The sequence below is a fragment of the Deinococcus misasensis DSM 22328 genome (genome assembly GCF_000745915.1).
Classification (GTDB): Bacteria; Deinococcota; Deinococci; order Deinococcales; family Deinococcaceae; genus Deinococcus_C; species Deinococcus_C misasensis.
Map to the genome: position 1 here is coordinate 1 of NZ_JQKG01000081.1, position 9,986 is coordinate 9,986.

Consider the following 9,986-nt stretch of genomic DNA (forward strand, 5'->3'; position numbering starts at 1 on the left):
TGTGCGGAATGGATAACCGCTGAAAGCATCTAAGCGGGAAGCCAGCCTCAAGATGAGATTTCCCACAGCGAAAGCTGGTAAGACTCCAAGTAGACCACTTGGTTGATAGGTCAGGCGTGTAAGCGTTGAGAGGCGTTGAGCGGACTGATACTAATGAGTCGAGGTCTTGACCTTTAAGTTGCAATGATACTGTCCTGGTTCGCATTCTTTTGGGAGTCTTAAAAAGAGTAGATTCCCCCGTGTTCATAGAGCAGTGGTCCCACCCCATCCCATTCCGAACTGGGTCGTGAAACGCTGTTTCGTCGATGGTACTGAGTGAGTGATTGCTTGGGAGAGTAGAGCGACGCGGGGGGTTTTTTTGTTTTGGTGTCCCGGATTTGGGGTGGTGTTTTTGCGTTGCAGAGCGGAATCTCGGGGCTTGACCTGGGGGAGAAGTTTTGTTATTGTGTTTGCTGCTGATCCTGTTGGGTTGGTGTGGAGTGCGGGTGTAGCTCAGTTGGTAGAGCGCGACCTTGCCAAGGTTGAGGTCACGAGTTCGAGTCTCGTTACCCGCTCCAGAAGAACAAAGGCCTGATCTTTTGATCAGGTCTTTTTTTATTACCTGAATTTTTTGTTTTGATGGTTGGAATGTTGAAAAGAAAAGGTATGCTTAAATCATGAATTCTGATTCTTTTGTGTTTGATCTTCCTGCCAAATGGGTGGCTGTACCTGTGGCTGTGGTTTTAGGACTCGTGATTTATGCAATTTATGCATTGTTGAAAAGCTGGATCAGTGAAAAATACCATTCCTTGCTTTTGACGGTGCTGGCTTTTGGTGTTGGCCTCGGTGCTCTTGCAGGATGGATCTGGTATCTGGTGGTCAGTTCTTCTTAAAAGATGATGGTGTTCTGTACAATGGCTGCACCATGGGCATTCATTTTCAGGTGCTGGGCCAGATGGGCATGGACAATGCTCTGCTGGTCAAGTTGGAAAATTACCGCAAACTGGAGCGGTTGCTTTTTGATTGTGGGGATGGGACCCTCTCTGGACTTCCATATTCAGACATTCTGGGGGTGGACCATCTGTTCTTTTCGCATTTGCATGTGGACCATGTGTCTGGATTTGATGCTTACTTCAGGGCCAACTTCAATCGGACCAGCAAGGAGAACCACATCTGGGGACCTCCAGAGACGGGGCGAATCATGCAGCATCGGTTTCAGGGGTACATGTGGAATCTTGCAGAGCAGTACAGCACGGTTTGGCAGGTGCACGAGGTTTTTCCAGAGCACATCTACACTTACCGTTTTGACACGTCTGAGGGGTTTCAAACGTGCCATGACCTGGGCCAGAGAAAACACTCAGGGGTGATTCTGGATGAGGAGCAGTTTCAGGTGCAGGCCATCACCCTGAACCACCAGACCCCTTGCCTCGGGTTCAAGGTGCAGGAAAAAGCCAAAACCCGCATTGATGTGTCCCGTTTGCCCGAGTTGGGTTTGCCTTCAGGGAAGTGGCTGGAGCACCTCAAAGATCCTGCTTTCGCTGAGGACACTTTGGAAGTGAATGGGCAGCTTTTCAGCACGGCCTTTTTGAAAGAACAGTTGTTGATTGGGCATCCCAGAGGGGGCATCGCTTACCTCACGGATTTTTTGCTGGATGATGTGTCTCTGGTGGCCTTGAAGGGGTTTTTGCAAGGCGTGGAGGTGGTGGTGTGTGAAGGTCAGTACCTGCATGGGGATCTGGACCGTGCACAGCGCAATCACCATTTGACCAGCACACAGGCTGCACAGATTGCTCTGGAGTCTGGGACCAAGCAATTGGTGCTCACCCACGTTTCAAAGAGGTACACCCCAGAGGAGTGGCAGCAATTGCTTGCAGAAGCTCGGGCGGTGTTTGCAAGGACGGTTTTTCCAGATCACTGGTGATTTTTCAGTACACTCAAGGCATGCACATTCAGAGTATGCGGGCGTATCACCGTCTGGAGCGTTTCACTGAGGTTCCCATGCTGGTTCTGGCCGTGGTGTATTTGCTGCTGGAAGTCTGGCCTCAGGCCGTGAAAGTGTCTCCAGAGACGGTACGGGTACTGGATGGCCTTGCATGGTTCATCTGGGGTGTGTTTGCTGTGGAACTGCTCGCCAAATTTTACCTTTACCCCAACAAATTGAGGTTTTTTGGCAGACACTGGGCAGACATCCTGATTGTGGTCATGCCGTTCCTGAGGCCTCTGAGGTTGTTGAAGATTTTACTGGTGCTGTACCGCACATGGAAAAGGTCAAGGCGACTTTTCAGGCAGAAAGCCCTCAACTTTGTGGGCCTGATGAGCGTGCTGGTGGTGGCCATTTCTGCAGGTCTGGTGCTGCTTTTTGAGCAAGGACGAGGAGGCTCCATCACCAATTATCAGGATGCGCTCTGGTGGGCAGTCACGACCATCACCACCGTGGGATATGGAGACAAGTTTCCAGTGACCCCCGGCGGGCGTGGTGTGGCGGTGTTCCTGATGTTCACTGGAATCACCCTTTTTGGTTTGCTCACGGCCACGGTGGCGGCTTTCTTCGTGGATGAAGAGAATCAGCCCGAGGACCGTGCGCTTCAAGAGCGTCTGGACCAGTTGGAAGCCCATGTGCTGGAACTCAAAGCCCTGATCAAGGCCCAGCAGGCACCAGAACAGGGGGGTTAAGGTTCAAAAATATGGGTGGGTTTTCCATCCAGACTCAGGGTGTTTTTCTGCTGCCAGTAGGCTTCCAGTTGGTCGGTGGTCTTTTTGGCAGCCCAGTCTTTCAGGTCGTCGCGTTCTTCCTGGTAATCAAAATAAGGCACAGCCATGCCACAGGAGGTTTGCACCAGATCGACATCCACCACAAAGACCTGACGGGTGCCGGGAAGGGGATCGAAAAGCCCTGAGACCTCTGGCCACTCAGGGTCATAACGGTGGTAGACTCTGGCTTTTCCGTACAGCCTGAGGATCATGGGAGGCCCTTCGAAGGCACAGAACATCAAGGTCATGCGGGGGGTTTCCAGCACATGGGCTGCGGATTCGTTGCCGCTTCCGGTCACATTCAGCCACGCCACTTTGTTTGGACCAAGCACCCGAAAGCTGTCCATGCCTTTGGGGGACACATTCACAAAACCCTCTGCGCCTGCGGTGCCCACGAAGAAAATCTTTTGTCGCTCAATGAAGTCTTGCAATACGGGAGTGATGCTTTCAAGTTTTTTGCCCATGCTTTCATCATAGGGAAGCTTTAAACTGAAATTGGCATGAATGTCAGATTTAAAACGTTTCTGTGGGTGGTGTTGGGTTTGGCTGGGTTGGCGGCGTTAAGCTTGCCTGCTGCGGATTACATGGTTAGAGATTCTGCCAGAGACCGGACTTACACCGATCTGGAGGCCATTCCCAAGCGCAAAGTGGGGATGCTTATGGGCACTTCCAAGTTTGTCTCTGGGCGCATCAACTTGTTTTACCGTTACCGGATTGAGGCTGCTGCCAAGCTGTACCAGAGTGGAAAAATCGATTACGTGCTGGTGACCGGGGACAATTCCACAGTGAATTACGATGAACCCACCACCATGCGCAATGATCTGGTGGCGCTCGGAATTCCTTCCAAGCGCATCGTGCTGGATTATGCAGGTTTCAGGACACTGGATTCAGTGGTGCGGGCAGACAAGATTTTCGGGCAAAAGTCTTTCACGGTGATCTCGCAGCGTTTTCACAATGAAAGGGCCATTTATTTGGCTCAGGCTTATGGGCTGGATGCCATTGGTTTCAATGCACAGGATGTGGGCGGATATGGAGGCATCCGGGTGCTGCTGCGTGAACAGTTGGCCCGGGTTTCAGCTGTGCTGGATGTGCAGGTTTTGAACACCCAGCCGAAGTTTCTGGGAGACCCCGTCCCGATTGGTGAATGAATTCAGGTCCTGGGCAAGCGGTTGTAATCCACTTTGGCGTTGTGCCTGCGGTCCAGAGGAATGGCTTTGAGGCTGCGGATCTCAGTCAGGTTGGCCCAGGAAAGCATTTCTGCAAGCCCTGAGGGGTCTTCAGGGCCTTTCCACTGCACCCACAAGACCTTTTGACCTTGGTGTGCAGTCAAGGCAGCCCGTTTGACCGCAGGATGGTTCTGTGCAGCGACCTCCACACTGAAAGGGTAAAGGTCATCCACTCTGGCCCCACAACGGCCCAGAAGCCAGAGTCTGCCCTGCGCATCCAGACAACCTGCGTCGCCTGTGCGGTGCCAGGTCTGTCCCTGCTCGTCGGTCCATTTGGTTTCGGTGTTGCCCGAGGGGTCAAGGTAGCTTTTCAGCACGTGGTTTCCTGTCACCACAATTTCTCCCACCTGCATGGGGGGCAGGGTGGCGTTTTCAAAAGCGGCTCTGGTCTGGTAGGCAAAAGGTTGGCCATGCTGGTCGGGCAGGATGCGAAGCTGGATTTCAGGAACTGGAATTCCGGTCAGCAGACCTTTGCCAGAGCGCATGTGTTCAAAGTCCTCGGGCAGGATTTGGGAGTGGGCTTGCTCTGCGATGGGTTCGGCCTCGGTGGATCCATAAACGCTGTAAATCTCTGCGCTGGACTGCTGTTTGAACAGCTCCAATTGGTAGGGGAAAACCGGAGCCCCTCCCACATAAATGCGCCGAAAAGGCAGTTTGCCTTTTTCAGCAAGGCGTTCCACAAAAGCTGGAGAAGCGGTCACGGTCAGGGGTTGGTGCTTTTGCAGTTGTTTCAAGACAGGTTCGGGCTGGATGAATCCCGGTCTGGCCAGTTTGGCATCTGGAATCAGGGCGGTGCCTCCTGCAGCCAGCACCGTCAGGGTGACCACCGCCAGAGTGCACAGGTGGATGCCCTCGGGTTCCAGTTGCAGGGTGTGCTGCAAAGCCTGATTCTGGGCCAGCAAAAAACCATGGCTTCTGGCAGCAGCTTTCGGTTTGGAGGTGCTGCCAGAGGTAAAAGTGATCAGGGCAGGGGTGTCTGCATCCACCTGAGCCGCTTCAATGGCTGTACAGGGTTGCTGTGCCCAGCGCGTGGTGAACGGCACAAAACCTGTGCTGATGTGCACAGGCACCTGTCGCAACTCAGCACTCAGGAGCCTCAGGAGGTGGGATTTGGAGATGCCCATGAACACCTCTGGCCGGGTGGCTCTCACCCCATGCCTGAAATTCGGGATGCCTGCACCCGGATCAATCACCACGGCCACCCCTGCCAGTTTCCAGACCGCAGCCAGAGCCGCATAAAGCTCTGGACTGATGGGAAGCAGCAACAACACCCGGCTTCCCCGCTTCACCCCTTTGGCTTGCAGCAGGTGCGCCATGCTGTCTGACATCTGTTCCAGTTCCTGATAGGTGGTCTGGCCCTGTGCCGTGATCAAAGCGATTTTGTGTGGCGTGTTTTGGGCATGCTGTGAAAGAATCTGGCTGAGGTTCATGGTTTGGCCTCAGTGTAGGGCATCAGGACGGGGTTTTCAGTGGTTTCAGGGATCACGTTCAAAGGAGACGCAAAGTTTGAACTCTGGCAGGTCCACTGAAAAAGCGGTCAGCCCTCAGTGGTCAGCGAAAAACCACCCAGAGGCCATTGCTTTCGAAAGCAGCAAGATCAAACAGCAAAGCCCACTCTGGTTTTGCAAGCCCAATCCATCAGAAGCAGATTTCCATTCTGGCTGATTGCTGACGGCTCTCTCTGGTTGCATGTGCCCGAACAGTGACTTTGTACTTGCTTTGGGATAACGTTACTGTGGTTTTCGCAGTAACACCGGTGCAACTCAGCCGTTGTGGTGATGTTTTTCTTGCATTGACACCGTTAGAGTGGAACACGATGCTGTCTCTCTCCCTGAACGTCAAAAGTTGGTCCTTTCCTTCCCGTTTGGTGGTCCTGATGCTGGGCCTTTTGGTGTGCGCCTGTGCCATTTCCCTGATGCTGGGTGCACAAGTGGGGCTCTCGCCGTGGGATGCGCTCCATCAAGGCATCAGCAAGCAATTTCCGATCACGGTGGGACAGACGAGCATGTTGATGGGCTTTCTGGTGCTGGGTGTGTCGTGGGTTTTCCTCAGGCAACCCATTGGCATTGGAACGGTCATGAACATGGTGTTCATTGGGATGTTCATTGACCTGACCTTGCCTCTGGTGCCCCATCCAGAGGTGCTCTGGACCCGTTGGACCCAATTTCTGCTGGGTGTGCTGGTGATGGGATTGGGCACAGGCATGTACGTTTCATCCTCTCTGGGTGCAGGCCCGAGGGACGGGATGGTTCTGGCCCTCAGTCGGGTGACCCCATGGGGTGTGAAACGCATCCGCACCGGAATCGAACTGGTGGTTCTGCTTTGCGGATGGATGCTGGGAGGCAATGTGGGTTGGGGGACCCTGGCTTTTGCTTTGCTGATCGGTCCGGCCATGTCTCTGGGAATGCGGCTTTTTGGGATGAACAGCAAAACCTCAACATAAGCTGTTTTCCCCTTACATTGATGGGTTTCAGGTTGCACAATGGGGTCATGCATCCTGAAGTGCAGGACCTTTTGACAACTTATTTTGGAGACCGGTTCAGTGTGTCGGTTGCCCACCGCGAAACCCATGCCAGAGACGAATCCCATCCAGAGGTTCACTGGCCTGATGGGGTGGTTTTTGCAGAGTCTGAATCGGATGTTTTGAAGGTGCTGGAAATTGCCCGCATCCACAACATTCCTGTGGTGCCTTTTGGCGCAGGAAGCAGCATCGAAGGTCAAGTTCTGCCTGTGCACGGTGGAATCTCTCTGGACCTTGGTCGCATGAACCGGGTGGTGTCCATCCATCCCGGTGACTTCTGTGCTGTGGTGCAACCCGGAGTTCTGTACCCAGAGCTTTCCAGACAGGCCCGACCTTACGGCCTGTTTTTTGCTGTGGATCCCGGTGCAGACGCTTCGCTGGGGGGGATGGCCTCCACCAACGCTTCAGGCACAGGGGCTGTGAAATACGGGACCATGCGCGATCAGGTGCTGGACATGCGGGTGGCTCTGGTTTCCGGTGAGGTGCTGCATGTGGGCACAAAAGCCCGCAAAAGCAGTGCAGGTTATGATCTGAAGCACCTGTTCATCGGTTCGGAAGGGACACTCGGGATCATCACTGAAATGACGGTGCGCCTGCATCCTCTGCCTGTCACGGTGGCCGTGGCCAGAGTGACCTTTGATTCTGTACAAGACGCCGTCAATTGCGCGGTCACGGTGATGGGGGCAGGCCTGAACCCCGAGCGCATTGAACTCATTGATGCCAGGGCTGCACAGGCTGTAAACCGCTACAAAAACCTCCATTACCCTGAGAGCCCCACCCTCTGGATTGAAATTTCGGCCAGTGGAGAGTCGGTTCTGCGGGAAAACCTGGAGATCCTCAGGGACTGCTGCATGGAAGGGTACGCCACCAGTTTCATGCTGGCCCGCGAAGAACGGGAAAGGCGTGAACTCTGGGAGTCCCGCCACCATGCTTTTTATGCCCTCAAAGCCATGCATCCAAGCCACCACACCCACGCCACCGATTTGTGTGTCCCCATCTCCAGACTGCCCGAGGTGGTCTCCCACACCGAAGACCTCTGCCAGCAATGGGGTCTGGACGCTGTGTTGCTCGGGCATGTGGGGGATGGGAATTACCATGTGCTTTTTCATGGAGATCCGCAAGACCAGCAGGTGTGGGAAAACATCCACACCGTTTCAGACCGCATGGTTGAGAAAGCTCTGGAGGTGGGAGGGACCTGCACCGGAGAGCATGGCATAGGCCTGAAGAAGAAGAAGTACCTTCAGCAAGAGCACGCCGATTTGATCCCCCACATGCGTGCCATCAAACAGGTGTTTGATCCTCAGGGGTTGTTGAATCCCGGCAAGATTTTTTGACCCCTCAAGGGCACAAAGGAGCAGATGAGGCTGTTTTCTGCCCTTTCAGGCGTTCCAATCCTTCCAGAGCAGCAGGATACCCCTGTTTGCTGGCCTGCAAAAACCACCTGTAGGCTTGCTCTGGATCTGATTTCTCCAGCTGGAGGCCCAGTTGTGTTTGGGCATTGACCAGCCCTGAGCATGCAGCTTTTTTCAGCCATTTCAGGGCTTTTTGAGGGTCTTGCAAAACAATTTTCCCAGTGCGGTACCTCTGGTAGAGGTTGTACTGTGCGGTGGCACTGCCGTTTTGGGCCGCTTTGTGCAGCCAGTACTGGGAGTTGGCAGGAAAACCCAGCAGGTCATACTGCATGGCCAGTTGGTATTGTGCTGTCACATTGCCCTGTCCTGCAGCTTGCCTTAATCCATCCAAGGTGGCATTTTGTGCTTGCGCCCCTCCAGCAAAAACCAGCAAAAACACCCATTTTTTCATGCTTGTTCCTCAAAAGATTCAGACAGATGCAGGCGGGTTTCACCTTGCAGGGCTTGATAGGTGGAGCGTCCCAGGTACAGCGCAGCCGTTTCATGGGTCAGTTTGAACCCCTCAAAAGCCTCTGGTCGGTGGTGCACCTGTTTGACCACCCCTGCAATCCAGTTGTGGTCGCCCAGAGGAATGAACTGCAGATCGTCCAGCTCATAAGCCAGATAAGCCGCTTCCAGAATGGGTGTGCCAAGGTCTCCTGTGTAAAAAGACAAGCCCAGACGTTCAAATTTGTCCTTGCCATCGTGCAGGGAATACACTCCGGCCCCCTGAATGGCTCTGGAGTGTTCAAAAGGCAGGAAATTCACTGCAAAACGCCCTGCCTCTTTGATCAGAGGATGGGTGGCCCGCTCGGGTCCCACGGCCACCCCATACATGGGCGGTTTCATGGACACAGCAGCATGCCATCCTGCACTCATCAGGTTGCGTTGGGTGGCGGTCTGGACGGTGATGACCGCCACCGTGGCCGGATAATATCCAAAAAAACGGTCTGTGCGTTCAAGCCTGCGCATGGGGTCAGTTTAACCGCTTTTGCAGGAGGCGCAACGTGCTTCAGGCCATCAATTCACGCAAAAACGCTGCAGAATGGCGCACATCGTCACCGGTCCCACTGATTTCCAGACACACCGTTCCAGAGAACCCTTCCAGATGTGGTTTTTGTGCTTGCCAGTCGATTTTTCCTCTGCCCAGAGCAAAGTGGTCGTCTTCGATGCCCAGTCCATCTTGCAGGTGCAGGTGGCGGATGTTCCCCAGTTGCCAGTACTCGGCAATCTGGTCTTCGCCTCCCTCAATCAGGGCATGGCCCACATCCAGACACACCCCAAAACCCGCAAACTGGCTCATTTCCTGCAAATCGTTTTTGCCTTTGAGGAACTCCAGAGGGTTGATGTGGGTGTTTTCCAGCGTGACCGGCACAGCAGGGTGTTTCAGGGCGTCCAGGCTGCGGAGCAACTGGTTTTTGGCGGCATCCAAAATCAAAGGATGCCGCTCTGGGATGCGCCCACCGTGCAGCACGCTGTTGAGGGCCTCCACCTGGGCAGTGTACTCGAAAGCCTGTTGCATGCGTTCCACAGACACTTTCCGAACCCCTTCAAAAAGCGAGGCCAGATTCAGTTCAAGGTAGGGAAGATGCACGGTGACGCCCACACCTGTTGCCCTTTTCAACTCCTGCACCTTCTGAACAGCCTGTGAAGAAGGCAGAATCTCTTGCAGGTCGTAAGCCAGTTCTACAAAATCGAGGTCCAGTTCCACGGCCAGACGGAACGCCTCATCCAGATCGAGAATGTTGGCACTGATCGGGGTGTATCCGATGTTCATGTTTTTCAGCATGGCACTTCAGCTTAACAGGCAGAAAAGGGGAAATGGTCATCCTGATTTCTGGAAGGCAGAAGGCAGAAGGTATAGATACCGAGACCCGAGGGCCGAGGGCAAATCAAGCTTTTGCGATAGCCATGAAGGGCGCAGCACGCTTCTTGTACAAAACAGGAGACCACATGTTGGTCTCCTTGTCCGTTGCGCCCCTACAATTCCCCTTGACTGTTTTTTGTATGTGCAGCACACCATGCTCTCGGCTCTCGGCTCTCGGCTCTCGGCTCTCGGCTCTCGGCTCTCGGCTCTCGGCTCTCGGCTCTCGGCTCTCGGCTCTCGGCTCTCGGCTC

The 9,986-nt window shown here is 54.1% G+C and carries 11 protein-coding genes, 1 tRNA gene and 2 rRNA genes; 9 read left to right on the plus strand and 5 right to left on the minus strand.

Annotation, left to right across the window (positions count from 1 at the left end):
* The 6 genes from Q371_RS22610 to Q371_RS22635 form a co-directional block, all read left to right on the plus strand.
* Nucleotides 1-174, plus strand: a 23S ribosomal RNA gene (locus Q371_RS22610); the annotation flags it as partial.
* 61 nt (nucleotides 175-235) lie between these two features.
* Nucleotides 236-352: ribosomal RNA gene (rrf, locus tag Q371_RS22615) — 5S ribosomal RNA — on the plus strand.
* Nucleotides 353-481: 129 nt separating this feature from the next.
* Nucleotides 482-557 (plus strand) — tRNA-Gly (locus Q371_RS22620).
* Between the two features lie 99 nt (nucleotides 558-656).
* Nucleotides 657-872 carry a hypothetical protein gene (locus Q371_RS22625; RefSeq protein WP_034345074.1) on the plus strand — a complete coding sequence of 72 codons (216 nt, stop codon included), beginning with the start codon at nucleotides 657-659 and terminating at the stop codon, nucleotides 870-872.
* A gap of 32 nt (nucleotides 873-904) precedes the next feature.
* On the plus strand, nucleotides 905-1,900 hold the full coding sequence (locus tag Q371_RS22630) for an MBL fold metallo-hydrolase (RefSeq protein ID WP_034345077.1): 996 nt from the start codon (nucleotides 905-907) through the stop codon (nucleotides 1,898-1,900).
* A 20-nt stretch (nucleotides 1,901-1,920) separates the two neighbouring features.
* The gene (locus Q371_RS22635) at nucleotides 1,921-2,652 is read left to right on the plus strand and encodes a potassium channel family protein (RefSeq protein ID WP_034345087.1); all 732 of its coding nucleotides are present in this window, start codon (nucleotides 1,921-1,923) and stop codon (nucleotides 2,650-2,652) included.
* Here Q371_RS22635 and Q371_RS22640 read toward each other — a convergent pair.
* The gene (locus Q371_RS22640; RefSeq protein WP_034345080.1) at nucleotides 2,649-3,194 is read right to left on the minus strand and encodes a pyridoxamine 5'-phosphate oxidase family protein; all 546 of its coding nucleotides are present in this window, start codon (nucleotides 3,192-3,194) and stop codon (nucleotides 2,649-2,651) included. The genes Q371_RS22635 and Q371_RS22640 overlap by 4 nt on opposite strands.
* 36 nt (nucleotides 3,195-3,230) lie before the next feature.
* On the opposite strand from Q371_RS22640, the gene Q371_RS22645 reads away from it, so the two are divergent.
* Entirely contained in the window at nucleotides 3,231-3,878 is a 648-nt protein-coding gene (locus Q371_RS22645) for a SanA/YdcF family protein (RefSeq protein WP_051965102.1), read from the plus strand.
* Between the two features lie 2 nt (nucleotides 3,879-3,880).
* Here the strand turns inward: Q371_RS22645 and Q371_RS22650 are convergent, their stop codons facing one another.
* On the minus strand, nucleotides 3,881-5,386 hold the full coding sequence (locus tag Q371_RS22650) for an AMP-binding protein (RefSeq protein WP_034345083.1): 1,506 nt from the start codon (nucleotides 5,384-5,386) through the stop codon (nucleotides 3,881-3,883).
* Between the two features lie 386 nt (nucleotides 5,387-5,772).
* On the opposite strand from Q371_RS22650, the gene Q371_RS22655 reads away from it, so the two are divergent.
* Nucleotides 5,773-6,399 carry a DUF6198 family protein gene (locus tag Q371_RS22655; protein ID WP_051965104.1) on the plus strand — a complete coding sequence of 209 codons (627 nt, stop codon included), beginning with the start codon at nucleotides 5,773-5,775 and terminating at the stop codon, nucleotides 6,397-6,399.
* Between the two features lie 47 nt (nucleotides 6,400-6,446).
* The gene (locus Q371_RS22660) at nucleotides 6,447-7,811 is read left to right on the plus strand and encodes an FAD-binding oxidoreductase (RefSeq protein WP_034345094.1); all 1,365 of its coding nucleotides are present in this window, start codon (nucleotides 6,447-6,449) and stop codon (nucleotides 7,809-7,811) included.
* A gap of 4 nt (nucleotides 7,812-7,815) precedes the next feature.
* Here Q371_RS22660 and Q371_RS22665 read toward each other — a convergent pair whose 3' ends face one another.
* The 3 genes from Q371_RS22665 to Q371_RS22675 are packed head-to-tail and all read right to left on the minus strand — an operon-like array spanning nucleotide 7,816 to nucleotide 9,657.
* The gene (locus tag Q371_RS22665) at nucleotides 7,816-8,280 is read right to left on the minus strand and encodes a tetratricopeptide repeat protein (protein ID WP_051965105.1); all 465 of its coding nucleotides are present in this window, start codon (nucleotides 8,278-8,280) and stop codon (nucleotides 7,816-7,818) included.
* Complete coding sequence (locus tag Q371_RS22670; protein ID WP_034345085.1) at nucleotides 8,277-8,840, minus strand: flavin reductase family protein; 564 nt, start codon at nucleotides 8,838-8,840, stop codon at nucleotides 8,277-8,279. The genes Q371_RS22665 and Q371_RS22670 overlap by 4 nt, the downstream gene beginning before the upstream one ends.
* Nucleotides 8,841-8,880: 40 nt before the next feature.
* Nucleotides 8,881-9,657: a sugar phosphate isomerase/epimerase family protein gene (locus tag Q371_RS22675; RefSeq protein WP_051965107.1), complete on the minus strand. Its 777-nt coding sequence runs from the start codon at nucleotides 9,655-9,657 to the stop codon at nucleotides 8,881-8,883.
* Nucleotides 9,658-9,986 lie beyond the last annotated feature (329 nt).